The sequence below is a fragment of the Lysobacter sp. ESA13C genome (assembly GCF_019970005.1).
GTDB lineage: Bacteria > Pseudomonadota > Gammaproteobacteria > Xanthomonadales > Xanthomonadaceae > Lysobacter > Lysobacter antibioticus_B.
On record NZ_JAHXYK010000001.1, the window covers coordinates 500,385 to 526,858 of the forward strand.

Consider the following 26,474-nt stretch of genomic DNA (forward strand, 5'->3'; position numbering starts at 1 on the left):
CCGTGCCGGCCGCGACGGCCGGCTACGATCTCAGGGCGGTATCGACATGCGTTCGCTGGGTTTCTGGATGACGGTCTGCCTGGGTGCCGCAACGTGGTGCGGCGCCGGCCACGCGCAAGCGCCGGTCGAACGCAGCAGCACCGTCGACCTGACCCGGCTGGCCGGCACCGGCGCGGTGCCGGTGGTCAAGACCATGCGCACGATGCGCGACCTGCGCTATCGCGACCTGCTCCAGCAGCGCTACGACTTCAGTTGCGGCTCGGCCGCGCTGGCCAGCCTGTTGCATTACGGCTACGGCATGGACGTGAGCGAGCCGGAACTGATCAAGAAGATGATGGTCGGCGTGGATCCCAACGAAGTCGTGCGCAACGGCTTCTCGATGCTCGACATGAAGCGTTACGTCGAAAGCGTCGGTCTGCGCGCGCATGGGTTCCGCATCGAGGCCGATGCCTTGTACCGCTTGCAGATGCCGGTGATCGCCCTGCTCGATCTCAAGGGTTATCGCCATTTCGTCGTGGTCAAGGGCGCTGCCGGCGGACGCGTGTTCGTCGCCGATCCCGCGCTCGGCCATCGGGTGATGCTCGAAGGCGATTTCGTCCGCGGCTGGAACGGCATCGTGCTGGCGGTGGTCGGCGACCGGCCGATGCGCGCCGATTCCTATCTGGTCAGCCATCGCAGTTCGCCGGCCCTGTTGCGGCGCGTGGATGCGCTCGATCGCGCGACCGCGCCGCCGCGGGTGGTCGAGTTCGGCCTGGTGATTACCGATTTGTTCTGAATGTCCGCGCATCGATCCGGTGCGCACGCAAAGCGTTCGAGGTGCCCGATGAACCGTCCATCACTCCCCTGTGCCCTGTTCACGGCCCTCGTGGCAGCGGCGGCCGCGGTCCAACCCGCGGTCGCCCTGCCCCCTCTGAAAGCCGAACTGGTCGACGAGGCCACGCTCGCGACCGTCTGCGGCAGGTACTTCGGTGCGCAGATGTTGGTCGGTCTGCGCGTGGACCTGGTGTCGAGCCTGGCCACCGCCCAACAAGGCGCCGCGGTCGCCAGCGGTTCGCTGCTGATCGAGCGCGCCGGCACCGGCTATGTCGTGCAGGTCGATGCGCGCAGCCAGGCCGAAGCCGGCCTGGACGCGCCGCTCGCGGACAACGCCAGCGCGAGCGGCGCCGAGGCGTTGCAGGTCCAGGGCATCGGCCAGATCGCGCAGATCGCCGGCGACCGCAACCGTTTGTCCAATCTGACTGCGATCCAGTTCGTCGAACAGGTCGACGCCAGCGGCTTCAACGGCCAGACCCAGAGCCAGGCCGGCGCCGGGCCGATGACCGCGCAGGTGACCTTCCTCGACGGCGGCGTGCAGCTGGGCGTCGCCGGCCCTGGAGCGTCCTTGCAGCAACACCTCGATGCCGGCGCGCAGGGCGGCATCGTCCAGCTCGGCCGCATCGCCGGCAACGACCTCAACGGCAGCAACCGCATGCAACTGCAGCTGGTTACCTCGGCGATCACGCCGCAACAGGGCGGCCAGCTCGGCCTGCTGCAGGCACTGGAAAGTCTGCGTTCGTTGCCGCGCTGAGCGGCACGTTTCACTCTTGCTAAGGATGTCGAGACCATGCGTGCCGTGCTGACTCCGTTGACCCTGGCCCTGTCGCTCGTCCTGAGCGCACAGGCGTTCGCCGCCGAAGACGGCGCCGACAGCGTATCCCTGCACCAACGCATGCTAGACATGAGCCGCGAGCTGGCCTCGCAGCGCGCCGAGATCGAGCGGCTGCGCAATCAGGTCGACGAACTCGAACTGAGCCAACGCGGGCGTGGGCTCGACGCACCGGGCGATGCCGGCTACCAGGACAACGCCAGCAAGATCGCCCGCGAGGCTTCGGAGGAAGCGCGGCGCAAGGCCTCGACGACCGCCGCCAACGACGCCCAGGAGCGCGACGGACCGGTCCAGGTCGGCCAGACCCAACGCGAGGAAGACGCGCAACGCCGCGAGCGGGAAAAAGCCCTGGTGGTGCGCGAACACGCGCCCTTGTTCGAGCGCAAGTTCACCCTCGATACCGGCCTGAGTTACAGCTACTACGACCGCCGCCAGCTCGCGCTGAGCGGGTTCCTGGCGCTGGATGCGATCTTCCTCGGCAGCATCAACCTGGACCAGACCAAGGCCACCGTCGCCACCGTCGACCTCACCGGCCGCTACGGTTTCACCGACCGCTTCAGCGTCGAAGCCAGCCTGCCCTACGTGTACCGCGATTCGCGATTCGTCAGCGGCGGCGCCGGCGGCGCCTCCAGCGTGGTCAGCGAGGTCAACATGCGTTCGCAAGGCATGGGCGATGCCAGCGTTGCGGCCTACTACCAGTGGGTCAAGGAGTCGCAGCGCTGGCCCGACATCGTCACCAGCCTGCGGGTACGCGCGCCGACCGGGCGCGACCCGTTCGGCCTCAAGTTGATCCAACCCGACGACGACAACAACAACCTCAATATTCCGGAGAACCTGCCGACCGGTTCGGGTATCTGGAGCGCGACGTTCAATGTCTCGGCTTTGCGCACCTACGATCCGGTGATCCTGTTCGGCAACATCGGCTACACCTACAACCAGCCCAGGGACTTCGACGACATCTCGCCGGTGGCCGAGCAGGTTTCGCCGGCGCGGGTCGAACTGGGCAACACCATCTTGCTGAGCGGTGGCCTGGCCATCGCCCTCAACGATCGTTCCGCGGTCAGTTTCAGCGTCGCCACCGCCGCCACCGGCGCCACCCACACCACCGCGCCCGGCGGGCCGAAGCGGCGCGTGCCGGGCAGTTCCAGCAACAGCACCACGCTCAACATCGGTGCCAGTTATGTGCTGCCGTCGGGGTGGACCTTCAACGGCCAGATCGCCGCGGGCCTGACGCCGGACGCGCCGAACTTCGTATTCGCGATGCGCACTTCGCGCTCGTTCTAGGGGAGTCGTACCGGGGAGTCGCACCAGGGGAGTCGCAACGCAGGCATTGCAACAGGGGAACTGCGCCAGGGGAGCATGGGGCACGAACATCAGGTAGGTTTTCTGCGGGAGAGGCGTCGCTTTCGACGACGCTCGCGCCGGGGCGGAGGTGTGAGGCCTCCGTCCCGATTTTTTGTCCGGCGCTCTTGCTTTTGCTGTTCCTTCTCCGCATCGGGGGCAGGGAACTGCTTGCGTTGCTTGCAATGCATGGCGCCGAACAGCAAATCCCCCGCGCCGAAGGCCGCATCGGACCTCGCGCTCTGCCGGGCGCTCGCCCCCTTTGCCAAAGGGGGCGATGTGAGAAAGAGCGCGCAACCGACGCACTCGGCGCTCACGGATGGCGATGCGGGGCTCAGCCCGCCGCAACCGCGACCTCAGTCAGCGGCCGGGTTTCGCTCGGCCAGGGGTCGGCCCAGGCCGGGATGCGCATCAGGTCGTCGAGCCAGCGCAGGATGTTCGCGAACGCATCGAGCGGCATGTCCGATTCGCGCCAGTAGGTCGCCATCGAGGCGAGTTGGAAATCAGCGATCGTCAGCCGGCCACAAGCCACGTAGCGGCGATTGGCAAGGTGGGCGTCGAGCACGCGGGCGAACCGGATCAGTCCCGCGGTTTCCGCCTTCAACAGCTCCAGGTTCGGCGGGCCGAGTCCGAACGTGCTCTTGACCACGTGCTCGAAGTAGAACGGCGCGACCGCGTTCGCCCAGTGGCAATCGTTCCACGACAGCCAGCGCAGCACGTCGATCTGTTCGTCGGGCGAGTGCGCCGGCCACAGGTCCGAGCCGTGCTTGATGCACAGGTAGGCCATGATCGCCGAGGATTCCCACAGCACCCGGTCGCCATCGACCAGCGTCGGCGCCTTGCAGTTGGGGTTGAGGGCGGCGTAGTCGGCGGCCTTGAGCTCGCCGGCCATCAGGTCTTTCTCGATCAGCTCTGCGTCGATGCCGAGGTGTTTCACCAGCGCCAGTACCCGTCGCGGTGCCTGGGCCTTGATCCAATAGATCCTCATAGCGGTGCTCCGTCGTTTGGGGTGATATCCATCCGACGAACGGCAAGGCGGCGAATCGACGCGGCCGGGCCGCCGCGACCGGCGCGATACGCGTAGGCGACGGCTGTCGGAGTCGATGGCGCGGCCCCGGAATCCGCTATAGGTAGTTGATATTAAAGAACATATCTAATGCTCCGCGGTGGGCGGCAGGCGCGGCGGCAGCGCGCGGTCTGGCGATACGCCGGCCGATCCGATGCGGGTGGACGGTTCCGCCCGTCCGCGGGCCGGCCGTCGCCACAACAGACTGAACAAGGGCCGCGTATCGTGCCGGAATGATGCATGAGTTCCTCACATCGAACCGCGCCGAGCTGATCGCCCGATGCCGGGTCAAGGTTGCCCGGCGCGCGCCGCCGGGCGTGCCGGAGGTGGAGCTGGAACACGGAATCACCGTGTTCCTGGAGCAGCTCATCAAGACCCTGCAGGTCGAACAAACGTCCGAGCCCGCGCGCAGCCGCAAGGTGTCCGGCCCCACCGGCGGCGGCAAGCCGGCTCTGTCGGAAATCGGCGAAAGTGCGGCGCTGCACGGCAAGGAATTGCTGGCTCACGGTTTCAGCATCGATGCGGTCGTCCACGACTACGGCGACCTGTGCCAGGCGATCACCGACCTGGCGTTCGAACGCGGCATGCAAATCGACATCGACGAGTTCAGGACGCTCAATCGCTGCCTCGACAATGCGATCGCCAATGCGGTGACCGAATTCGGCTATCAACACGATTTCGCTCTCGCCGGCCAGCAGGTCGACGTCCTGAACGAGAAGCTGGGCTTCTTCGCCCACAAACTTCGCAACCACCTTTGCACCGCGACGCTGGCGCTGTCGATCATCAAGGAAGGCAACGTCGGCCTGGGCGGCGCCACCGGCGGCGTGCTCGACCGCGCCTTGGTGAGCCTGAGCAACCTGATAGACCGTTCGCTGGCCGAGGTGCGCATGACCGCCGGGATGCCGGTGCATCAGCACCTGTTTTCGCTGGCCGATTTCATCGCCGAGATCAAACTGTCGGCGTCGCTCGAAGCGCAGGTCAGGAACTGCAGCCTGGCCGTCTCGAACGTCGACCCGCTGTTGGCGGTCGATGCCGACCGCGACCTGCTGTTGTCGGCGGCGGGCAATCTGTTGCAGAACGCGTTCAAGTTTTCCCATCCCGGCAGCGAGATCGTTCTCAACGCCTATGCCGCCGCCGACCGCATCCTGATCGATGTCGAGGATCGTTGCGGCGGGCTGCCGCCGGGCGATGCCGAGCGCTTGTTCCATCCGTTCACCCAGGCCGGCGCGGACACCAGCGGGTTGGGATTGGGATTATCGATTGCCCGCCGCAGCATCCTGGCCAACAAGGGTGAGCTCAGCGTCCGCAACCTTCCGGGTTCCGGCTGCGTGTTCACCATCGACCTGCCGCGTCGTTCGCTGGAGGAAGCCAAGCGCTAGGCGAGGGCGCCGCTCAGGCGGTCTCGGCTTCCTCGGGCACGTCCTCTTCGTTGCTGCGCATGCCCAGCTTCTGCATCAGCCGATACAGTGTCACTCGCGATACGCCGAGCTCGCGCGCCGATTCGCCGAGGCGGCGGCGGTTGCGGTGCAGGGCGCGTTCGATCGCTTCGCGGGTGGCGGCGTCGCGCGCTTCTTCCAGGGTCATCGGCTGGCCGTCGCCGAGCGCGCCGATGCGCAGGTCGGCGGCGGTGATGTAGCGGCCTTCGGCCATCACCACGGCCTGGCGCACGCGGTTGATCAATTCGCGCACGTTGCCGGGCCAGGCGTGGCGATGCATGGCCTGGCGCGCGCACGGCGAAAACCCCTTCAGGCCGCGGGTGTTTTCCTGCGAATAACGCTGCAGTGCGTAGTCGGCCAGCAGGTCGATGTCGCCGCCGCGTTCGCGCAGCGGCGGCAACTGCAGGCGCAGCACGCACAGGCGGTGATAGAGGTCGCTGCGGAAACGGCCCTCGGCGACGGCGAGGTCGAGGTCGTGATGGGTCGCGGAGATGATGCGCACATCGATCTTGGTGGGGCCCTGACCGCCGAGCCGGTCGATGCTGCCTTGTTCGAGGAAACGCAGCAGCGAGGTCTGGCTTTCCAGCGGCAGGTCGCCGATTTCGTCGAGGAACAAGGTGCCGCCGTTGGCCATTTCGATGCGGCCGAGCTTGCGCTGCTGCGCGCCGGTGAAGGCGCCGCGTTCGTAGCCGAACAGCTCCGACTCGATCAGGTTGTGCGGAATCGCGCCGCAGTTGATCGCGACGAAGGGATTGCGCTGGCGGCGCGAATGGCGGTGGATCGCCATCGCCGCGAGTTCCTTGCCGGTGCCGGTTTCGCCGGCGATGAAGGCCGGCGCGTCGGTCGAGGCGGCCTTGTTCAAGATCCGGCACAGCGAGCGCATGGCGTCGCTTTCGCCGACCATGCCGTCGACGTAGCTCGATACGGCATCGTCGTTGTGACCGCAGGCCAGCGCGGCCATGCCGTAGGCGTGGCCGATCACCGTATGCAGCACGGCCTCGGGGCAGGGCAGGGTGACGTAGTCGTAGCAGTAGTCGCGAATCAGGCGGCGCACGACCGGGTCTTCGATCTGGTCCGTGGAGACGCCGGCGATCCAGCCGGCGTTATGTGCGCTCAAGGCTGGGCCGAGTTCTTCGAGATCGCGCGCATCGAAACCTTCGCGCAGATCGATCAACACCGCATGCGGCAGGCGCAGGTTGGCGTGCAACATACGCAGCGCGGCGCGCGCATCGACGGCGCGGCGCAAGGTCCAGCCTAAAGTCTGCAACGCCGCCAGGGCGTGCATGCGCCCGGCGCCGCCGGGGCTCAGATAGAGGAGTTCGCGGCCTCCGATGTCGCGCGCTATCGCAAGTTTCGGTGATGCCACGCCGTTGGTCGCGTAGCGACCCCCCAGGTCGCGCCGAGTGCTGTTCGACATTGTTCTTCCCCGCGGGCGCAAGGCGCCGGCAATTACCGCAAGTCTTACTACTAACGCACACTCGAAGCAAAGCCGGTCATCGGACGACCGGTCTGGCCCACGATGCGCGTTTAGGCAGCGGAAAAAAGCCGATTCAGCAATGGGGCAACGTGTTCAGCTTGGTGAGGAATTCGGTGCTGCGCAGCGTACCGCGCGAATCGGGTCCGTCGGCCCGATGGCTCTCCCCGAGAGCGGGGAGAGCCACCGTTTCAGAGGGCGTTCAAGCCTGGATCAAGCCTGTTCAGCATCGTGCTCGCGGTGGTAACGCACCGCGGTTTCGACTTCCTGCTTGCTGCCGATGAACACCGGCACGCGCATGTGCAGGCCGGTCGGCTGCACTTCCAGCATGCGCTGACGGCCGGTGCTGGCGGCGCCGCCGGCCTGTTCGACCAGGAAGCTCATCGGGTTGGCTTCGTACATCAGGCGCAGCTTGCCGCCCTTGTCGGCGCACTTGGCGTCGAGCGGATAGCTGAAGATGCCGCCGCGGGTCAGGATGCGGTGCACGTCGGCGACCATCGAGGCGACCCAGCGCATGTTGAAGTCCTTGCCGCGCGGGCCTTCCTTGCCGGCCAGCAGATCGGCCACGTAGGCCTGCATCGGCGGCTGCCAGTGGCGCTGGTTGGACATGTTGACCGCGAATTCCTTGGTTTCCTCGGGAATGGTCATGTTGCGCGTGGTCATCACGAAGCTGCCGACTTCGCGGTCGAGGGTGAAGGCATGGGTGCCGTTGCCGATGGTCAGCACCAGCATCGTGCTCGGGCCGTAGGTGGTGTAGCCGGCGCAGACCTGTTCGGTGCCGGCCTGGAGGAAGTCCTTGTCGGCGGCCTGGGTCACGCCGTCCGGGCAGCGCAGCACCGAGAAGATGGTGCCGACCGAGATGTTGACGTCGATGTTGGACGAGCCGTCGAGGGGATCGAACAGCAGCAGGTAGTTGCCGCGCGGGTAGACGTCCGGGATCGGGTGCGAGGTGTCCATCTCTTCCGAGGCCAGGCCGGCGAGGTGGCCGCCCCAGGCGTTGGCTTCGAGCAGGATCTCGTTGCTGAGCACGTCGAGCTTCTTCTGTGCCTCGCCCTGGATGTTCATGCTGGCTTCGCCGGGGGTGCCGGCTTCGCCGAGCACGCCGCCGAGCGCGCCCTTGCCGACTGCGATGGAGATGGTCTTGCAGGCGCGGGCGACGACTTCGATCAGCAGGCGCAGGTCGGGGTTGATGCGTCCGGCGCGCTGTTCTTCGATCAGGTAGCGGGTCAGGGAAATGCTGCTGGGAACGGGGGAGGTGGCGGACATGGCGGGGACGGTGGCGGCGAGGGCCGCCATTGTCGCCGATGCCGTGCGCGCGGCGCAGTCCGGCCGGGGCCCCATATTCAGGCGGGGCGCATCAGGCGGGCCGCAATCAGGCGCGGCGACGTCAGTCCGGACGCAGGCTGTCGGCTTCGCGGCGCAGATGGCGCTCGGTCACGCCGAAGGTCTGGGCGACCTCGCGTTGGCTGCGGCCGGCGCGCACCGCGGCGCGGATGCCGACCCGGCGCAGGCCGACGAACACGCCCCAGGCCGAAGGGATCTCGATGGTGCCGGCGGCGCTGGCGCGCTCGAGCAGGCGGCGGTGGGTGGGGGCGTCCAGCTCCACCCCGAGACGGGTCGAGCAGGCCTTGCGGCTGCGCGACAGGTACAGCCGGCGGCCGCCGTGGCGGCGCACCAGCCGCAGCATGGCGTCGAAGCCTTCGAGCGCGGCGACCTCGGCCGCGACCCAGGGCAGCGACGACAGCACTTCGACCCGGTGCGCTTCGCAGAACCGGCACAGGACTTCGAACTCGACCGATTCCGGTTCCGGCAGGCCGGCGAAGCAGGGATGCGACTCGATGGCCGCTTCGTCGGCGTCTGTGCGTAGAGAGATAGTCATGTCCGCCAGAACGCGGCCGGCGCGTGGCCGTGAAGCGGCGATGGCGGTGCGCAGGGCGATCCGCGACGCAGGCGGCGTTTGCGCGCCGGATCCGACGCGATGCCAAAGCCTTTGCGATGCCGGAGCCGACACGATGCCGCGCTGCGGACCGCGTCCGCATATCGCACCGCGGTCGGGGCCGCTAGAAGGAACTCCGGCGCTGCATCCGCTGCGTCCCACCCACAGGAGACTTCAGATGCCTTATCAGATCGCTCGTTGCTTCACCCCGCTCAACATCGGCGAATGCGAATGGGCCAGCGCGCAGGCGATTCTGCCGGTCAACGGCCAGCCCGTGCCGACGGTGCAGTTCGGCAACTTCACTTCCTGCATCGGCATCGTCGCCAGCAATGTCGATGCCACCGAGGTCATCGGCATCCATCTGGTGATGGTGAACGACCAGGATCAGCAGTTCACCGCCGCCGACGTGCCCACCGTGACCGCGTTGCTGGCCGGCTTCCCGGAGAATCAATCCATCGTCGGCCAGATCGAGCTGTGGCAGGACAATGTCCCGGACGCTTTCGCTGCGTTGGTCAACGCGCTGCCGAACGCCGGGCAGGTCGATCGCGGCGACGGCACCTACGGCGCCGGCCTCAACAGCGTCGACCAGCTCGAAGTGCTGTACCAGCCGCTCTGAGCGTCGCGGCGTCGGCGTCGCGCGCTGGAACCGATTCATGCGGATAAGCGCCCGACACGGCGCAAGCAGGCAGGCGGCGAAGCGCTACCATGGCGCGTTCGTCCGTCTGCCCCGGTGCCGTGTCCGAATCCGCGCCCAGCCGCAAAGTCCTGCACGTCGACATGGACGCGTTCTACGCGTCGGTGGAGCAGCGCGATGCGCCGGAATTGCGCGGCCAGCCGGTCGTGGTGGCCTGGCGCGGCGCGCGTTCGGTGGTGTGCGCGGCCAGTTATGAGGCGCGCAAGTTCGGGGTGCGCTCGGCGATGCCGGCGGTGCGCGCCGAACGCCTGTGCCCGCAGGCGGTGTTCGTGCCACCGGACTTCGTGCGCTACAAGGCGGTCTCGCGCCAGGTGCGCGAGATCTTCGCCCGTCACACCGACCTGATCGAACCCTTGTCGCTCGACGAGGCCTATCTCGACGTCACCACCACCAAGACCGGCCTGCCGTCGGCGACCGCGACCGCCGAGGCGATTCGCGCGGCGATCCGCGAGGAGACCCAGCTGACCGCATCGGCCGGGGTGGCTTCGAACAAGTTCCTGGCCAAGATCGCCTCCGACTGGAACAAGCCCGACGGCCTGTTCGTGATCCGCCCGCATCAGGTCGAGGCCTTCCTGGCGCCGCTGCCGGTCGGGCGCCTGCCCGGGGTCGGCAAGGTCATGGAGGCCAAGCTCGCCGAACTCGGCGTCAGCGTGGTCGCCGACTTGCGCGCACTCGGCGCAGTCGCTCTGGAACAGCGCTTCGGCCGCTGGGGCCGGCGCTTGCACGAACTCTCGCTCGGCATCGACCACAACGCGGTCGAGCCGGAGCGGCCGACCCTGCAGGTGTCCTCGGAGGACACCTTCGAGCGCGACCTGCCGCTGGAGCAGGTCGAGGCCGACATCCGCCGGCTCGCCGGCAAGACCTGGGCCGGCTATCAGCGCGAGCTGCAGCGCAGCCCGGGGCGGATCGCGCGCACCGTGGTGCTGAAACTCAAGACCGCCGACTTCCGCATCCTCACCCGCAGCCTGACCGCGGCGCATCCGCCCGCCGACGAGGCCGAACTGGCCGACATCGCCTGCGCGCTGCGCGCGCGGGTCGAGCTGCCGGCGCAGACCTTGTATCGGCTGGTCGGCGTCGGCCTGTCGGGTTTCGCCGAAGACGAGGACGGTGCGGTCCAATCGGATCTGTTCGAACGTGAGCCGCGGTCCGCCTGAGGGGGCAGCGGATCCGCGTTCGAGGCTCAGGCTTCGGCGGTCTCGCTGTCCATCCGCACCACGTAGCGCATCGCGTCCATGCGCAACGCGCGCACCGGGGCGTCGGCACCGCACGCGGCGTCTCTCCAGACCGGCGCCTGGCATTGCAGGTTGAGGCAGCCGAAGCGGCGAGCCGCATCGAGCGCCTGGCGGAACAACTCGGCCTCGATGCCGCGATCGCGCCAGGGCGCGCGCAGGTAGGGGTCGTCGAGCTGCAGGCAATAGGCGCGTTCGAGCATCGAGAAGCCGGCGGTGGCGCTGGCGTAGCCGACGTGCAGGCCGTCGACCTCGGCGATCCAGGCCCAGGCGCCGAACGGCGGCTCGAACAGCACTTCCATCAACTCCAGCGCATCGCTGCGCGGCGGGCCGTAGGGCCGGCGTTCCAGGGCGAGCTGCTCGGCGTGTTCGTTGCACAGCTCGATCAGCACGGCGGCGTCTTCGCGGACCACCGGGCGGACCACCAGACCGGGCAAGGTCCTGGGCGCGAGGGCGGACGGGTCGGGGGCGGCAAGCTGGGGCTTCATGGGCGGTGGATTCCGGGAGGGGGAGGAGGCGGTACGGGCAGGGGCATCGGCGCTGCGTCGTCGTCGCCGCGGCGGCGCGGACGCGGGCGCGTCGATCCGCGCCGGCGGGGGTAGCATCGTCGGCAGCTGCGCGCGCGAGGCGCCGACAGCGGCGGCGAAGAACGGCGGGGCGAGCATGGCGAGGCTCCTGACCGGGATGCACGGGATGCAGCGCATCCTGCGCGCCCGCTTTTAAGAAGTTTTTAATCGTGCCGGCGCACTGTGCGGCCGGCGATGCGACAAGGTGACGCAAGGCGAGGCATGAACATCCTGCTGGTGGAAGACGACGCGATGCTCGCCGAGGCGGTGCGCGCAGGCCTGATACACGACGGTTGGCGCGTCGATTGGGTCGCCGATGCGCCCTTGGCGAAGACCGCCCTGGTCGATCACGACTTCGACGCGGTCCTGCTCGATCTCGGCCTGCCCGGCGGCAGCGGCCTGGGCGTGCTGGCGACCCTGCGCGGCCGTTACGACGCCACCCCGGTGTTGATCGTGACCGCGCGCGACAAGCTCAGCGAACGCATCGCCGGGCTCGATGCCGGCGCCGACGACTACATCGTCAAACCTTTCCAGCTCGACGAGTTGTGTGCGCGTCTGCGCGCGGTGATGCGGCGCAGCCAGGGCCGGGTCTCGCCGGTGCTGAGCTGCGGCACGGTGGTGCTCGACCCGGCGCGGCGCCTGGTCACCCGCGACGGCGAGCCGGTCGCGCTGAGCGGGCACGAGTTCCGCACCCTGATGCTGTTGCTCGAACGCCAGGGCCGGGTGGTCACCCGCGAGCAACTCGAGGAAGCCGTGTACGGCAGCTCCGGCACCATCGAAAGCAACACCATCGCGGTGTACGTGCACCAGCTGCGGCGCAAGCTCGGCGAACACCTGATCGTGACCGTGCACGGCTACGGCTATCGCGTCGGCGCGGGGGCGGCATGAGCGCGCCCGCTGCGCCTGCACCCGCTAAGCCTGCGCCGGCCGCGCCCGCGGCGGTCGCCGACAAACGTTGCCGCGGCACGCGCTCGTTGCGCTGGCGGCTGACCTTCGTCCTGATCAAGAGCGTGCTGCTGGCCTGGTTCGTATGGATGGGCTGCCAGATCTGGCAGCTCGGCCGCGAACACACCGGCTTTCTCGACAACTCGCTGCGCGAGATCGCCGAGCAGGTGCTGGCGTCGATGCCGGAAGGCTTGGAGCGCTTGCCCTCGCGCGATCCCAAGCGCGTCACCGTGCCGGTCGCCGCCGATCGCAAGATGAGCTTCCAGGTGTGGGCGCAGGGCCGCAACGTGGTGTATTCGGCGGCCGCGCCGCTGGAACCGTTGAAGCCGGACTTCCGCGACGGCTTCGCCCGCCGCGAGATCCATGGCGAGCGCTGGCAGGTCTACAGCCTCACCGACCGCCAGCGCGGCCTGGTGGTGCAGGTCGGCCGCACCAAGCAGATGGCGATCCAGGAACTGCAGGGCTGGATCCTCGGCAGCCTGTTGGCCGCGGCGCTGATCCTGGTGGTGTTCGGCCTGGCGATGTGGATGGTGATCGGCCGCTCGCTGCGGCCGCTGACGACCTTGCGCGACACCTTGCGCCAGCGCCCGCCGCTCGACCTGACGCCGCTGCCGAGCGCCGAATTGCCGAACGAATTCCGGCCCCTGGTCGACGCCTTCAACAGCCAGCTCGAACGCGTCGACACCGCGGTCCAGCACGAGCGCCGCTTCATCGCCGACGCCGCCCACGAACTGCGCACGCCGTTGGCGGTGCTGAGCACCCATGCCGAGTTGGCCCTGCGCGCCGACACCCTGGAAGAAAAGAACGCCGCGTTGCTGCGCTTGCGCGCCGGCGTGCAGCGCAGTGCGCGCCTGTCCGAACAACTGCTCGACCTGGCCCGGCTCGATGCCGGCGAGGAATCGGTGCGGCTGGCGCCCTTGGACCTGTCCGACCTGATCGTGCTGGTGATCCGCGACTTCGAGACCCTGGCCCGCGAACGCCGCCAACGCATCAGCCTGCGCGCCGAGCCGACCCGTTTGCTCGGCGACGTCGACCAGCTCGGCATCCTGCTGCGCAATCTGATCGACAACGCGGTGCGCCATGCCGGCGCCGACGGCACCATCGCAGTGTCCTGCCACGCCGATGGCGACGGCGCGGTGGCGCTGTGCGTCGCCGACAACGGCCCCGGGGTCGCAGTCGACGATTGCCAACGCATCTTCGACCGCTTCTACCGCGCCCCGGGCAGCCCGGATGGCGGCAGCGGCATCGGCCTGTCGCTGGTCGCCCGCATCGCCCAGACCCACGGCGCCCGCATCGAATGCGGCGAAGGCCTGGAGCGCGCCGCCGACGACCCGCGCGGCCCTGGCCGCGGCTTCGAAGTGCGGGTGGTGTTTCCGGCGGCCCCGGTGGGTTGAGGGGGCTGTTGGGGCCGGAGCAACGGCAACAGCAACAGCAACAGCAAATCCCCCCTGGCCCCCCTTTTCCAAAGGGGGGAACTCGGAGTGCTGGAATAGCGGTTCCTGGTTGATTCGCAAGCGCGGTCGATTCAAGGCGTGCTGATCGGCTCGTGTGATCCGCCCGATCCGATCGAAACACTCCCGAAGGATTCCCCCCTTTGAAAAAGGCGGGCAGGGGGGATTTGCCCTTGCTTGCGCTTTCGCCCTTCCCCCCGCCCTGCTGACAGCAGGCTGGCAGCAGCCCCCGCGCACAGTGACGGCGTGCGATCGGCACGGCCTGGCCCGACGCGGCCACGGGGGAAGCGCGAGATGGACCGGCAACGACGATTGATCCTGCAGTTGGGGGCGAGCGCGCAGCTCGCGGCGATGAGTTCGGTGCTGCAGGCGACGCCGTTCGCCGAGGCCGCGACGGCGCCCGCCGGCGGCGGCCCGACCGCGCCCGACCACGATGGCCGCCACGATTTCGACTTCTATCACGGCCGTTGGCAGGTCAAGAACCGACGTCTGGCCAAGCGCCTGGTCGGCAGCGACGACTGGATCGAGTTCGACGCCACCGACGAATGCCGGCCCATCCTGGGCGGGCTAGGCAGCGTCGACCGCTACCTCACCGCCTGGGGCGGCGGCATCGAAGGCTTCGCCCTGCGCCTGTACCAGCCGGCGACCAAGCTATGGCAGGTGTACTGGGCCAGCGACCGCGACGGTGTGCTGGAAGCGCCGCTGAGCGGCGGCTTCCGCGACGGCATCGGCGTGTTCCATGGACTGGAGGCACACGAAGGCCGGATGCTGCCCTCGCGCGCGACCTGGTCGGAGATCACCGCCGACAGCGTGCGCTGGGAGCAGGCCTTGTCGGCCGACGAGGGCCGCACCTGGGAAACCAACTGGGTCATGTGGATGACGCGGCAGGCTTGAGTTTTCTTTCGAGGGTTCGAGCGATGAACGATACGAGCACGGCCGGCGACGGCCGCCACGACTTCGATTTCCTGCACGGCCGTTGGCAGGTCCACAACGAACGCCTGCGCGAGCGTCTGGCCGGCTCCGACGATTGGCAGATCTTTCTGGCCACCCAGACCTGCGCGCCGGTGCTCGGCGGGCTCGGCAATGTCGACGCCTTCGTCTCCGACTGGGGCCGTCCCGGCGCCGAGGACGGCTTCCAGGGCATGACCCTGCGCCTGTTCAACCTGGAACGCCGGCAATGGAGCATCTATTGGGCCGGCAGCCACGACGGCGTGCTCGAACCGCCGGTGGTCGGCGGCTACGAGAACGGGGTCGGCGTGTTCTATGGCGAACTCGAACACGAAGGCCGGCCGGTGTTGGCCAAGTTCGTGTGGAGCGACATCAGCGCCAACACCGCGCATTGGCACCAGGAATTCTCGGTCGACGGCGGCGCCAGCTGGGAAACCAACTGGCATATGTGGATGCACCGCAGCGACGAGCACGGCCGCCTGCTGCACGAGGACGCGGTGATCGAGCTGCGCCAATACCGGATGCAGCCGGGCCGTCGCGACGATCTGATTGAGCTGTTCGAGCGCGAGTTCGTCGAATCGCAGGAGGCGGTGGGCATGCACGTCATCGCGCAGTTCCGCGACCTCGACCAGACCGACCGCTACACCTGGGTGCGCGGCTTTCCCAATCACGCCTTGCGGGCCGCTTCGCTCGACGCTTTCTACGGCGGGCCGATCTGGAAGCGCCATCGCGAGGCGGCCAACGCGACCCTGCTCGACAACGACGACGTGCTGATGATGCGGCCGTTGCGGCCGGGCTCGGGGTTCGCGGTTGCGCCGAGTGCCCGCGCGCCGGCAGGCAGCACCGCGCGCGGCGAGGGCGTGGTCGTAATCGGCATCTGCGAACTGGGCGCGCCGGCCGAGGACGGCTTCGGCGAGCTGTTCGAGCAGCGCTTCGTGCCCTTGCTCGGCGCCGGCGGCGCCGAATTGCTCGCGACCTATGTCAGCGACCCGTCGCCGAACGGTTACCCACGCCTGCCGGTGCGCGAGGGCGAGCGAGTGCTGGTCTGGTTCGCCGGTTATGCCGACGAAGCCGCGCAGCGCGCTCACTTCGCCGCCCTGGACGGCGACCCGCGTTGGCGCGCGCTGCTGGCCGACGCGATGCTCGGCGACCTCAGGCGGGCGCCGCAGCTGCTGCGGCTGGCGCCTACCGCGCGTTCGGAGCTGCGGGCATGAACGCCGGCAGCGACGGACGAACCGCGAACCCCGCGCCGCCGCTTGAGCCCGGCGCGGCGGCGCGGGATCATGCCGGATGCGCCGCGCCGACCGCCTGTTCCTGCTGATCCATGCCCTGCGCGGACGCCGCCATGCGATCACCGCCCAGCAACTGGCGCAGACCTTGGAAGTGTCGCTGCGCACGGTCTACCGCGACGTCGCCGACCTGCAGCGCTCCGGCGTGCCGATCGAGGGCGAGGCCGGGGTCGGCTATCTGCTGCGCAAGGGCGCGGACATCCCGCCGCTGATGTTCAATCCCGACGAGCTCGAAGCCCTGGTGGTCGGCACGCGTTTCGTGCGCGCCTTCGGCGGCGAGCGCCTCGGCCGCGGCGCGACCGCCGCCTTGCTCAAGATCGAAGCGGTGCTGCCGCCGGAACTGCGCGCCCGCAGCGCCCGCACCCGCATCTTCGCCCCGCAGCTGGATAACCGCATCGAGGCCAGCGGCCTGATCGACGCCCTGCACGGCGCGGTGCTCGAACAACGTGTGCTGCGCGTGGTCTACCGCGACGGCGAGGCGCGTGCCAGCGCGCGCGAGATCGAACCGCTGTGTCTGTCGTTCTGGGGCGGCAGTTGGACCTTGGGCGCCTGGTGCCGCTTGCGCACCGATTTCCGCAGCTTCCGCCCGGACCGCATCGTCGAATACGCAGCCACCGGCGAGAGTTTCGTCGACACCCGCGAACGCGGCCTGGACGCCTATCTACGCTCGGTCGGCGTCGCGGCGACGGATTCGGGGTGATGGGATCGCCGTGCGGAGCTAGAGCAAATCCCCCTGCCCCCTTTTTCAAAGGGGGGAACAGCACGCGGCTTTGTTGAGGGAGCAACCCGTGGCTTCAGCCGGACAAGCTGGCTAGGTCATCGAGGGTATAGCGATTCGTCGAGGCCGACGGGCATCCCCCCTTTGAAAAAGGGGGGCAGGGGGGATTTGCTGTTCCCGATTCCCGATTCCCGATTCCCGATTCCCGATTCCCGATTCCCGATTCCCGATTCCCGAACCCTCAACGAATCTTCACCGCCTCCAACCGCGCCAGCTTGTCGGGGTTGCGCATGATGAAGATGTCGCGCAGGCGGTCGTCTTCGTCGTAGCCGAAGCTCACCGCCGCTTCGATGCGGCCCTCGCGTTCGAGGATCACGCCACGCGAGCCGTTGAGGTCGACGAAGGTCCAGCGGTCGTTGCGGCAGGCCGGGTGCAGGATGCGTTCGATGAAACCCAGCACCGCGTCGTGGCCATGCAAGGCTTCGGCCGCAGCGGTGACCTTGCCGCCGCCGTCGGCGCGCAAGGTGATCTGTTCGGACAGCAAGGCTGCCAGGGGCGCGGTGCGACCCTCGGTCAATGCGGTCTCGAACGCGGCCAGCAACTGGTCCTGCTGCTCGGCCGGGGTGACGTGGCGGACTTTCTCCTGTTCGACGTTGGCGCGCGCGCGCTGCACCAGCTTGCGGCAGGCGGCCTCCTCGATCTCGAGGGTGCGGGCGACGTCGGCGTAGGACTGCTCGAAGATCTCGTACAGCAGATAGGCCGCACGCTCCTTCGGGGTCAACCGTTCGAGCAACAGCAGGAACGCGGTCGACAGCGACGAGGCCAGCGACAGCTGTTCGTCGGGACGCTCGGCCGCGGCGGTCTGGATCGGCTCGGGCAGCCAGGAGCCGATGTAGTCGACGCGGGTGCGGTGGGCCGAACGCAGCAGGTCGATGCAGCGACGGGTGCAGGCGGTGGTCAGCCAGGCGCCGGGGTTGTCGATGCCGCTGCGGTCGGCGTCCTGCCATTTCAGGAAGGTGTCCTGGACCGCGTCTTCGGCGTCGGCGCGCGAGCCGAGGATGCGATAGGCCAGACCGATCAGCATCGGCGCCGATTGCGCGAACAGTTGGGAGTCGTCGGAAGCGTTCATGAGTCGGTTCGTGGGGCGGGCGCTGCCCGCCCGCGTCTTGCGGCGATGGGGGTGGCGAGTATGCGCGGGATCGCGGCCTTCAGTGCTTGGACACCTGCAACCGGTTCCACAGATTGATCATCGCCACCGCCGCGGAAATCGCGCCGATCAGCTGCTCGCTGTAATGCTCGCGCAGGGCTTCGCGCAACGCGCCGTAGTCGGTGCGCTCGTCGAGCGTGGTCAGGGCTTCGGTCCAGGCCAGGGCGGCGCGCTCGGCGGCGCTGAAGTCGGCGACGTGGCGCCAGACCACCAGGCGGTCGAGGCGATCGTTGCTTTCGCCGTCGGCGCGGGCCTCGCGCAGATGCATCTTGACGCAGAAGGCGCAGCCGTTGATCTGCGAGGCGCGCAGCTTGATCAGGTGATAGATCGGCTTGGCCAGGCCCAGGCCGGCGACGGCGGCCTCGACTTGGCCGAGCTGGGCCAGGATCTCGGGAATCTCGCGTTCGTACTTGATCGGGGCGGTGGTGCTCATGGGGCGTTCTCCGGTGGGGATTGAGTGGCTTATACCGGTTCGACGATCCAGGGTGTCACCGTGTGACATCCCAGCTGAAAAGTTTCGCGGGGCCTGTGGGACCAGTGTCTTGTCCGGTTTCCTGCGGTCATTAGGCGGCGACTGCGGGGCTCCCGGTGTCGTATGTATCGAGCAAGCGGGAGACCTTGCTTGCTCTTGGCTTGAGGAGCTCGGCGGCGTATCGATCTCGCGAGAGCGCTTGGAGACCCGGAGGGCGGCGCGCAGGGATGCGCGCCGTTTTTCATCGGGACAGGGATGTCCCGTATGAAAAAGCCCCGCGTATGCACCGAACGTGCGGGCCTGTGATTCAAAAGAAAGCATTTTTCTTTGGTTACCTTTCTTTTGTTGCTTTAGACAAAAGAAAGTAACCCGCCGCTTTAGTGGCGGAAGCTTTTGGCGTTTGATCTAGATATTGATCTTGCTTGAGCGAGGCGCCGCAAGATCGCCACAGCGTGGTCGCGGCTTGCGCCGCTCCTACAGGGAAGGATTCGCTGTGCTTCGTTCTTCAAGCAAGTGCAGAGCTTCCGTCCGCTGACGCGGCCGGGTTACTTTCTTTTGTTGGCCCAAAAGAAAGCTAACCAAAGAAAAGGGCTTTCCTTGACGAAGCTCCCCTGCGAGCACGCAGCTCGCGCCGGGATTTTCCGATAAGACGTCCCTGTCTTATCGGAAAACGCCGCACGTCCTGTGCGGCGCCCTCCGGGTCTCCAGGTGTTCTCGCAAGCTCGGTACTGCGCCAAGCTCATCACGGCAACGGCAACGGCAACGGCAACGGCAACGGCAACGGCAACGGCAACGGCAACGGCAACGGCAATCGTCGCTGAAACTCAGGTGCCCATCGCCACTGACCATAGCAATCGAACGCAGGCGGTCGCGGCTCGCACCGCCCTCTTCAAGGCAACGCCGCAATCCGCTTTACGAATCCCGACTCCCCAATCCCTAATCCCGGCCCTAAATCACCCGCAGCGTGATCGCCTTCAGCACGGCGCGGGTGCGGTCGCGGGTGTCGAGTTTGTCCAGGATCACCGAGACGTAGTTCTTCACCGTGCCCTCGGCCAGGAACATGGCGCGGGCGATTTCCTTGTTGGAGTAGCCGCCGGCCATCAGTCGCAATACCGACACCTCGCGCTCGGTGAATAAGGCGCGCGGGGCATCGTCGGCGTGGTAGCGGTAGCGCGCGCGGACCGGTTCGGTGCTGACCGGTTGCAGCAGCACTTCGCCGGCGGCGACCCGCACGATCGCATCGCGCAGGTCTTCCGGGGCCGCGTCCTTGAGCAGGAAGCCCTGCGCGCCGGCCTCGGTGGCGCGCAGCAGCAGCTCGCTGTCGTCGAAGGTGGTCAGCAACAGGACCGGGGTGCGGTCGCCGCGTGCGCGCAGGCGCAGCAGGGCGTCGATGCCGTCGAGGCCGGGCATGCGGATGTCGCTGAGGATCACGTCGACCGGGGTCTCGGCAAGGCGGTCGAGCAGGGCCTGGCCGTCGTCGGCCTCGAAGGCGATGCTCAGGCCCAGGCGTTCGAGCAGGGCACGCAAGCCGGCGCGCACCAGCATCTGGTCGTCGGCAAGGGCGATGCGCAGGGGTTCGCTCATCCCGGCAGCCTCGCGTCGATGCGCATCGCGCCGCGCTCGTTGCGGGCGAAGCTCAGGCTGCCGCCGGCGGCGACGATGCGCTCGCGCATGCCGGCCAGGCCGTTGCCTTCGCGCAGCGTGCCGCGCACTCGGCCGTCGTCTTCCACGCGCACCTGCAAGTGCTCGCTGTCGCGCTGGATCGAGACCCACACGCGTTCGGCATCGGCGTGGCGCGCGCTGTTGGTCAGCGCTTCCTGGACCAGCCGCAGCAAGGTCTCGGCAAGCGCGGGGTCGGTCAGGTGGATACGCTCGTCGATGTCCAACTCCAATGCCGGCCTCGGCATCGGTGCGGCGAGGGCGCGCAGGGCGGTGGCGAGGTCGAGGCCGCGCGAGTCGCGCAGCGCCTGGACTACGTTGCGGATGTCGCCGAGCAATTCGCCGGCCAGTTGCTGCGCCAGCTGCACTTCATAGCGTTGGCCGAGGTCGGGCTCGGCGGCGAGCGCGCGCAGGTTCAACATCATCGCGGTGAGCTTGTGGCCGGCGACGTCGTGCAGTTCGCGCGCCACCCGCAGGCGTTCGGCGTCGCGCGCGCTGTCGGCCAGCAAGGCCCGCGTGGCGAGCAGGTCGGCATTGACCAGGGCGAGCTGGTCGCGGGTGTGTTCGGCGCTGCGTGCGTAGTGGGCGACCATCGCCGCGAAGCCCTGGAAGCCGGCGAAGATCAGAGTCACCACCAGCGGCGCGCTGTGCCCGGCATTGCGCATGATCAGGTACAGCGCCAGGTTCAACAGCAGCGCCACGATCAACACCGGCCGCGGCGGATAGACCAGGGCGAGGTGGGCGATCAGCACCACCAGCAAGGCCGGCGAGGTGCCGCCCTTGGGCGCGAGCCAGCACACTGCCAGCGCGCACAGCGTCTCGACCGCGAACAGCGCCAGCTTCCGGCGCGGGCGCGAGGACGGGATCAGGTCGCTGGCGAGAAAGCTCAGCAGGAAGCCGACCATTGCCGCCCACTGTGCGACTTGGTCGCGGGTGCCGTCGTGGCGCAGCGACAGGGCCACCGCCAGCCAGGTCAGCACGGCGGGCAGGTTGATGGCTTGGAAGATCACGCGCAGGGCGGCAGGCATGCCGGGATGCTGCGCGTGGGCGTGTGCGGTGGCAATGGCCGCGGCGCAGAAAGTGACTTCCGGCAGGGTGAAGTCCTGACTCCTGGGCCCTGCTGTCGCGGCCGCCCGCGACCACCATGGCCTCACCCGGTAACCGCGCCGGACGCGAGGAGACAGCGCCATGGCATCGGCCTACGAATGGATCAAATACCTGCACATCGCGATCGGCTGCCTGGCGCTGATCGGCTTCTGGACCGCGGGCCTGGCCCGCAAAGGCAGCCCGTTGCATCGGCGCGCCGGCCAGGTCTTCCTGATCGCGATGACCGGCATTCTCGTCACCGGCGTGCCGATGGCGTGGCACAAGTGGCAGGGCGGCCAGCCGATCACCGCGGCTTTCCTGGGCTATCTGCTGGTGATCACCGCCACCGGCGTGTGGACCAGTTGGCGGGCGATCCGCGACAAGCGCGACGTCGTGCGCTACACCGGCCCGGTCTATGTCGCCCTGGCCGCGCTGTCGCTGCTGTCGGGTGCGGCGATCCTGGCGCTCGGCCTCAAGGTCGGCGCGCCGCTGTTGAGCGGCTTCTCCAGCATCGGCTTGTTCATCGGCGCCGACCTGCTGCACAAACGCTGGCGTCGCGACCGTCTGGCGCAACGTCCGCGCTGGTGGCTGATCGAGCACTACACCGCGATGCTCGGCAACGGCATCGCCACCCACGTCGCCTTTCTCGGCATCGGCCTGCCGCGCCTGCTGCCGGCGATCGACGGCGTCGCCCTGCACTACGCGGCCTGGTTCGGCCCCTTGGTGGTCGCAGTCGGCGCCAAGGTCTGGTTCGACCGGCGCTGGAAGCCGGCCGCGGCGGCGGTCGCGACGAACGCGACGCGCGGCATCGCATGAGGTTTTGCCATCGCCGTGGCCCGGATCGCAGTGCGGGCGAGGCGATCACAGCACGCGGCAAAAAGAAAGTGTCGACGGTTGAGCCGAATGCCGCCGAGGGACCTGCAACCGAAAGAGCGAACGGCGCATCTCACCATCACTCTTCACCGAAACGGCAACGCTCATGAACCGATCCGTCCTGTACCGCCACGTCCTGCCGATCGCGCTGTTGGCGAGTGGTAGCGCCCTCGCCGCCGAACCCGCGGCCAAAGCGCCCGACCCGGCCGCGGCGCAGGCGCAATGCCACACCGGCGCCTATCGGCTCGACGACGATCGCGTGGTCGATGTCGCCCGCACCAGCGCCGCCGGCGTGTTGCGCTGGCGCCTGCTCGACGGCAGCACCGGCAAGCTGGTGTACAAGGACGGCGCCTGGACCAGCACGCGCGGCTGGACCGATCAGGCCGACGGTGTGGCGGTGTCGTTCGGCGATTGCGCCGACGGCCGCATCCGTTACGCCGGCCATGACGGACGCAAGCTGAAATTCGACGTCACCGAAACCCGCTTCAAGGGCAACGGCGTCGACCTGCGCGGCCGCCTGGTGTTGCCGCCCGGCGAAGGCCCGGTGCCGCTGGTGGTGCTGGTGCACGGCTCGGAGAACTACTCCGGCGTCGACATGTATCACCTGCAGAACCTGTTCCCGGCCAACGGCGTCGGCGTGTTCGTCTACGACAAGCGCGGCACCGGCGGTTCCACCGGCAAGTACAACCAGAACTTCTACCAACTCTCCGACGACGCCGCCGCGGCGTTGCGCGAAGCCAAGCGTCTGGCCGGGCCGCGCGCCGGCCGCACCGGCTTCCAGGGCGGCAGCCAGGGCGGTTGGGTCGCGCCGCTGGCGGCGAGCAAGGAACCGCAGGCCGAGTTCGTCGTGGTCGGCTTCGGCCTCGCCGACGGCGTGCTGGCCGAAGACCGCGACCAAGTCGCGATGGACCTGCGCGCCGCCGGCTTCGGCGATGCCCAGACCCTGGCCAAGGCGCGCGAAGTGTCGGATGCGACCGGCCTGATCGCCTCCAGCGACGGCCAGCGAGGCTGGAAGGAACTCGATGCGGTGCGCGCCAAGTACGCCGCGCAGCCGTGGTGGAAGGCGCTCAAGGGCGAGTACACCGGGCTGGTGATCAACCACACCCGCGCCGAAGTGTTGGCCGAGTTGGCCAAGCAAGACGTCGACGTGAGCTGGGACTACGACCCGATGCCGGTGCTGCGCAGCCTGCCCGTGCCGGAGCTGTGGATCCTGGGCGGTTCCGACGTCGAAGCGCCGTCCGACGAAACCCAGAAACGCCTGATCGGATTGGCCGGCGAAGGCCGTCCGATCACCAGCATGCTGTTTCCGCAGGCCGATCACGGCATCCTCGATTTCGACGTCGACGCCAAGGGCGAACGCCAGCACACCCGCGTCGCCGAAGGCTATTTCGCCATGCAGCTGGACTGGATCAAGCACGGCAAGTTGGGCGGCCAGCCGTACGGCAAGGCGAAGGTGCTCGCCGAGGCGAAGTGAGGGGAGCCCGATTTGGCGGGAACGACGGAAGCTAGGTCTTCCCGCGTTCCCTTCCGCCGTCATCACCGCGAAGGCGGTGATCCAGAGGCTTCAGAATCATGCTTCGGCGAAGTCCGGGGTACTCGGCTCCGCCGAAGTAAAGCAGAGCCCGTCTACGCGGGAACGACGGTAGGTAGGTATTCCCACGGCTCTTTCAGTCGCCATCCCCGCGGAAGGCGGCGACCCAGAGACTTCAGCGTCATGCCTCGATAAAAGCCCCGGGTATTCGGCTCCGCCGAAGTAGCGCGGAGCCGTCTACGCGGGAACGACGACTGCAGGGTTCGACTTCACTTCTCCCAACGTTAGACAAGCGAAACCATCGAACCCAAGCTGCGAACCCCATTGCAGTTCGATGTCCGCACTCATACCCGATCGTCATGACGACGTTCCACATGGTTCGCGCGCCTTTACGCAACGGTAACCCGCGCTTTACGCATCGGCGCGGGCGATCCACTAGAACGGAAGCTCCTCGGTATCGTCTCGCGACAGGAGCACCTCATGCGGATCACGATCGTCGGAGCGGGTTTCAGCGGCAGTGCGCTCGCCAGCGAATTGGCGCGGCAGGCGGGGCCCGGCGTGGAGCTGTGCCTGATCGGCGTAGCCGACAGTTACAGCCGCGGCGTGGCCTACGGCGAAGCGCGGCCCGAACATCTGCTCAACGTGCGCGCCAGCGAGCTCGGTGCGACGCCCGATCAACCCGGCGCCTTCGCCGACTGGCTCAACCTCAGCGACCGTGCGCGGGTCAGTTATCTACCGCGACTGGCCTACGGCGAATACCTGCATGCGCAGCTGCAGACCGCCGTTGCCGGCAGCACCGCGGCATTCAACCAGATCCGCCAGGAAGCGATCGCGGTCGAACGCGCCTCGGCCGGTTTTCGCGTGCACCTCGCCGATGGCAGCGATTTCCTCAGCGATCGGGTCGTGCTCGCGGTCGGCGCCTTGCCGCCGCAAGCCTTGGCCGGGGTCGGGCCGCGCCTGGCGATCCATCCCAGTTATTTGAACTGGCCGTGGCAGGACGGCGCGATCGACGCGATCGCCCCGGATGCGCGATTGCTGATCGTCGGCACCGGCCTGACCATGGCCGATGTGACGACGACTCTGCAACGTCGCGGCCATCGCGGCCCCATCGTGGCCCTGTCGCGGCACGGCCTGCTGCCGCGTGCGCATGGTGACTACCCGCCGCCGCCGATCGCCTTGCCGCCGGCAGTGCTGCTAGCGCTGCACACGCATGCACCGCGCGAGGTCTTGCGCGCCTTACGCACCCTGGCGCCGGTGGTGGACGACTGGCGCAGCTTGGTCGATGCCTTGCGCCCGCATCTGCAGAACTTCTGGCGCGGCGTGCCGCTGCCGCAACGCGCGAGTTTCCTGCGTCACCTGCGTTCGTACTGGGAAGTCGTGCGCCACCGCATCGCGCCGCAACTGGCCGAACAACTGCAGGCCCTGCGCGAAAGCGGTCAGCTGCAAGTACGTGCCGGCCGCTTGCTGCGCGCGCGGCGCGGCGACGATGCGGTCGAGACCCTGATCCGCGAACGCGGCGGCACTGCCCTGCACAGCGAGCGCTACGACGTGCTGATCCGCGCCACCGGGCTCGATACCGACGTCGAACGCACCACCCATCCGCTGGTCGCGCATCTGCGCGAATCGGGTCTGGTCGCGGCCGATCCGCTGGGGTTGGGGCTGAAGGTATCGGATCGGTTTGAAGTGCTCGATGCCAAGGGCGGCGCGGTGCGCGGTCTGTACGCCATCGGGCCCTTGCTGCGGGCGCAGCTGTGGGAAATCACCGCAGTGCCGGAGTTGCGCAGCGCGGCGCGGGAGTTGGCTGGGCAGTTGCTTGCGGCGACCGCGGCGGCGCGTGCTGCGGGCGCACAGCGGTTGGCCGTTGCCGGCTGAACTCTGCTCCTGCATGGCTGCGGCTAGATGGGTGCTCTGCTCTTGGGTAGGAGCGACGCGAGTCGCGACCGCCGCACTTCGGTCTCGCGACGTACTCGCCGCCCTTTGTAGGAGCGGCGTGAGCCGCGACCAAGGGACACGCAGAGGCGATAACGCCGGTGTCGCTCATCGATGCGGCCTGCTTCCGAGGGGGAGGAACGAGGCCCTACTGGATTTCCTTCGGTCGCAAGCAGGCGCAAAGACAACAATGCCGAAGTCATCCACCGAAGCGGTGCGCTGTCGCAGGGTAGGAGCGGCGCAAGCCGCGACCGCGCTACCTGGGTCTTGCCGCGCATCTATCAAGAAAGATCAAGATCAAACGCCAAAAGCTTCCGCCACTAAAGCGGCGGGTTACTTTCTTTTGCTAAGCCCAAAAGTCCGTCTGGATTCCCTTCGGTCAAAGCTAACCAAAGAAAAGGGCTTTCCTTGCAAGGGCACAGGCCACGAGTGCGATGCCCGCGCCGTGATTTTCCGATAAGACATCCTTGTCTTATCGGAAAACGGCGCACGTCCTGTGCGCCGCCCTCCGGGTCTCCACTTGACCGGCAAAGCAGCAATGCAGATCAAAATCACGGCAACGGCTAAGTAGGAGTTGGCGTTGCCCTAACGGTTTTGCTGTTGTCGTTGCTGTGCGCCGTCACGCACTAGCGAAGGCAATAGAAGACCCGGAGGGCGGTCCGCATGGATGCGGACCGTTTTTCATCGGGACAGGGATGTCCCGTATGAAAAAGCCCTGCGTCGGCATCGAACGCGCGGGCCCTTGATTCAAAGAAAAGCATTTTTCTTTGGTTAGCTTTCTTTTGTTGCTTATGACAAAAGAAAGTAACCCGCCGCTTTAGTGGCGGAAGCTTTTGGCGTTTGATCTGGATCTTGATCTTGCGGCAACGAGACGCCGCGAGACCGTTACAGCGCGGTCGCGGCTTGCGCCGCTCCTACCCTGGCGAAAGTGCGCCGCTTCGAGGGGTGACATCTGCCTTGTTGGCTTTGCGCGTCCCGT

23 protein-coding genes are annotated in these 26,474 nt (G+C 67.8%); 14 read left to right on the top strand and 9 right to left on the bottom strand.

Translation table 11 applies throughout. From position 1 onward, the window contains the following. Nucleotides 1-46: 46 nt before the first annotated feature. Genes LC490_RS02310 through LC490_RS02320 form a run of 3 tightly spaced genes read left to right on the top strand, consistent with a single transcriptional unit; the run spans nt 47 to nt 2,929 of the window. A complete protein-coding gene (locus LC490_RS02310; protein ID WP_223619157.1) occupies nt 47-775 on the top strand; it encodes a C39 family peptidase in 729 nt (242 codons plus the stop codon). 48 nt (nt 776-823) lie between these two features. Then, nucleotides 824-1,567: a hypothetical protein gene (locus LC490_RS02315; RefSeq protein ID WP_223619158.1), complete on the top strand. Its 744-nt coding sequence runs from the start codon at nt 824-826 to the stop codon at nt 1,565-1,567. A gap of 36 nt (nt 1,568-1,603) precedes the next feature. Then, complete coding sequence (locus LC490_RS02320; protein WP_223619159.1) at nt 1,604-2,929, top strand: transporter; 1,326 nt, start codon at nt 1,604-1,606, stop codon at nt 2,927-2,929. Nucleotides 2,930-3,320: 391 nt separating this feature from the next. Here the strand turns inward: LC490_RS02320 and LC490_RS02325 are convergent, their stop codons facing one another. Continuing rightward, nucleotides 3,321-3,974 (bottom strand): glutathione S-transferase family protein, encoded by a 654-nt coding sequence (locus tag LC490_RS02325; RefSeq protein WP_223619160.1) that lies wholly within the window; start codon nt 3,972-3,974, stop codon nt 3,321-3,323. A 314-nt stretch (nt 3,975-4,288) separates the two neighbouring features. On the opposite strand from LC490_RS02325, the gene LC490_RS02330 reads away from it, so the two are divergent. Further along, complete coding sequence (locus LC490_RS02330; RefSeq protein ID WP_223619161.1) at nt 4,289-5,431, top strand: HAMP domain-containing sensor histidine kinase; 1,143 nt, start codon at nt 4,289-4,291, stop codon at nt 5,429-5,431. 13 nt (nt 5,432-5,444) lie between these two features. Here LC490_RS02330 and LC490_RS02335 read toward each other — a convergent pair whose 3' ends face one another. From LC490_RS02335 to LC490_RS02345, 3 genes are all read right to left on the bottom strand, one after another. Next, on the bottom strand, nt 5,445-6,905 hold the full coding sequence (locus LC490_RS02335) for a sigma-54 dependent transcriptional regulator (protein WP_223619162.1): 1,461 nt from the start codon (nt 6,903-6,905) through the stop codon (nt 5,445-5,447). 270 nt (nt 6,906-7,175) lie between these two features. Beyond that, the gene (locus LC490_RS02340) at nt 7,176-8,228 is read right to left on the bottom strand and encodes a class 1 fructose-bisphosphatase (protein WP_031374288.1); all 1,053 of its coding nucleotides are present in this window, start codon (nt 8,226-8,228) and stop codon (nt 7,176-7,178) included. A 121-nt stretch (nt 8,229-8,349) separates the two neighbouring features. Next, on the bottom strand, nt 8,350-8,841 hold the full coding sequence (locus LC490_RS02345) for a hypothetical protein (protein WP_031374287.1): 492 nt from the start codon (nt 8,839-8,841) through the stop codon (nt 8,350-8,352). Between the two features lie 235 nt (nt 8,842-9,076). On the opposite strand from LC490_RS02345, the gene LC490_RS02350 reads away from it, so the two are divergent. Further along, nucleotides 9,077-9,514 carry a hypothetical protein gene (locus LC490_RS02350; RefSeq protein ID WP_031374286.1) on the top strand — a complete coding sequence of 146 codons (438 nt, stop codon included), beginning with the start codon at nt 9,077-9,079 and terminating at the stop codon, nt 9,512-9,514. An 89-nt stretch (nt 9,515-9,603) separates the two neighbouring features. After that, entirely contained in the window at nt 9,604-10,746 is a 1,143-nt protein-coding gene (gene dinB, locus LC490_RS02355; RefSeq protein ID WP_223619163.1) for a DNA polymerase IV, read from the top strand. A gap of 26 nt (nt 10,747-10,772) precedes the next feature. On the opposite strand, the gene LC490_RS02360 is transcribed toward dinB, so the two are convergent. Continuing rightward, nucleotides 10,773-11,309 (bottom strand): GNAT family N-acetyltransferase, encoded by a 537-nt coding sequence (locus LC490_RS02360; protein WP_223619164.1) that lies wholly within the window; start codon nt 11,307-11,309, stop codon nt 10,773-10,775. A gap of 300 nt (nt 11,310-11,609) precedes the next feature. Between LC490_RS02360 and LC490_RS02365 the strand changes: the two genes are divergently transcribed. The 5 genes from LC490_RS02365 (at nt 11,610) to LC490_RS02385 (ending at nt 16,720) form a co-directional block, all read left to right on the top strand. Then, nucleotides 11,610-12,275: a response regulator transcription factor gene (locus LC490_RS02365; RefSeq protein ID WP_031374282.1), complete on the top strand. Its 666-nt coding sequence runs from the start codon at nt 11,610-11,612 to the stop codon at nt 12,273-12,275. Next, a complete protein-coding gene (locus LC490_RS02370; RefSeq protein WP_223619165.1) occupies nt 12,272-13,726 on the top strand; it encodes an ATP-binding protein in 1,455 nt (484 codons plus the stop codon). Before LC490_RS02365 ends, LC490_RS02370 begins: the two co-directional genes overlap by 4 nt. Before the next feature lie 351 nt (nt 13,727-14,077). Continuing rightward, on the top strand, nt 14,078-14,677 hold the full coding sequence (locus LC490_RS02375) for a hypothetical protein (RefSeq protein WP_223619166.1): 600 nt from the start codon (nt 14,078-14,080) through the stop codon (nt 14,675-14,677). A 23-nt stretch (nt 14,678-14,700) separates the two neighbouring features. Further along, a complete protein-coding gene (locus LC490_RS02380; protein ID WP_223619167.1) occupies nt 14,701-15,945 on the top strand; it encodes an NIPSNAP family protein in 1,245 nt (414 codons plus the stop codon). A gap of 76 nt (nt 15,946-16,021) precedes the next feature. Further along, nucleotides 16,022-16,720, top strand: coding sequence for a YafY family protein (locus tag LC490_RS02385; protein ID WP_031374278.1), 699 nt, complete (start codon nt 16,022-16,024; stop codon nt 16,718-16,720). A 259-nt stretch (nt 16,721-16,979) separates the two neighbouring features. Here the strand turns inward: LC490_RS02385 and sigJ are convergent, their stop codons facing one another. The 4 genes from sigJ to LC490_RS02405 form a co-directional block, all read right to left on the bottom strand. Beyond that, nucleotides 16,980-17,867 (bottom strand): RNA polymerase sigma factor SigJ, encoded by an 888-nt coding sequence (gene sigJ, locus LC490_RS02390; RefSeq protein ID WP_223619168.1) that lies wholly within the window; start codon nt 17,865-17,867, stop codon nt 16,980-16,982. A 79-nt stretch (nt 17,868-17,946) separates the two neighbouring features. After that, nucleotides 17,947-18,378: a carboxymuconolactone decarboxylase family protein gene (locus LC490_RS02395; protein WP_031374276.1), complete on the bottom strand. Its 432-nt coding sequence runs from the start codon at nt 18,376-18,378 to the stop codon at nt 17,947-17,949. Between the two features lie 987 nt (nt 18,379-19,365). Further along, a complete protein-coding gene (locus tag LC490_RS02400) occupies nt 19,366-20,001 on the bottom strand; it encodes a response regulator transcription factor (protein ID WP_031374168.1) in 636 nt (211 codons plus the stop codon). Continuing rightward, nucleotides 19,998-21,104, bottom strand: a complete 1,107-nt coding sequence (locus LC490_RS02405) for a histidine kinase (RefSeq protein WP_223619169.1) — start codon at nt 21,102-21,104, stop codon at nt 19,998-20,000. Before LC490_RS02405 ends, LC490_RS02400 begins: the two co-directional genes overlap by 4 nt. A gap of 160 nt (nt 21,105-21,264) precedes the next feature. On the opposite strand from LC490_RS02405, the gene LC490_RS02410 reads away from it, so the two are divergent. The 3 genes from LC490_RS02410 to LC490_RS02420 all read left to right on the top strand — a co-directional run bounded on the left by LC490_RS02410 (nt 21,265) and on the right by LC490_RS02420 (nt 25,438). Further along, entirely contained in the window at nt 21,265-21,978 is a 714-nt protein-coding gene (locus tag LC490_RS02410; RefSeq protein ID WP_223619170.1) for a hypothetical protein, read from the top strand. 163 nt (nt 21,979-22,141) lie between these two features. Beyond that, entirely contained in the window at nt 22,142-23,509 is a 1,368-nt protein-coding gene (locus tag LC490_RS02415; RefSeq protein WP_223619171.1) for an alpha/beta hydrolase, read from the top strand. 537 nt (nt 23,510-24,046) lie between these two features. Next, entirely contained in the window at nt 24,047-25,438 is a 1,392-nt protein-coding gene (locus LC490_RS02420; RefSeq protein ID WP_223619172.1) for an FAD/NAD(P)-binding protein, read from the top strand. Nucleotides 25,439-26,474: the final 1,036 nt, after the last annotated feature.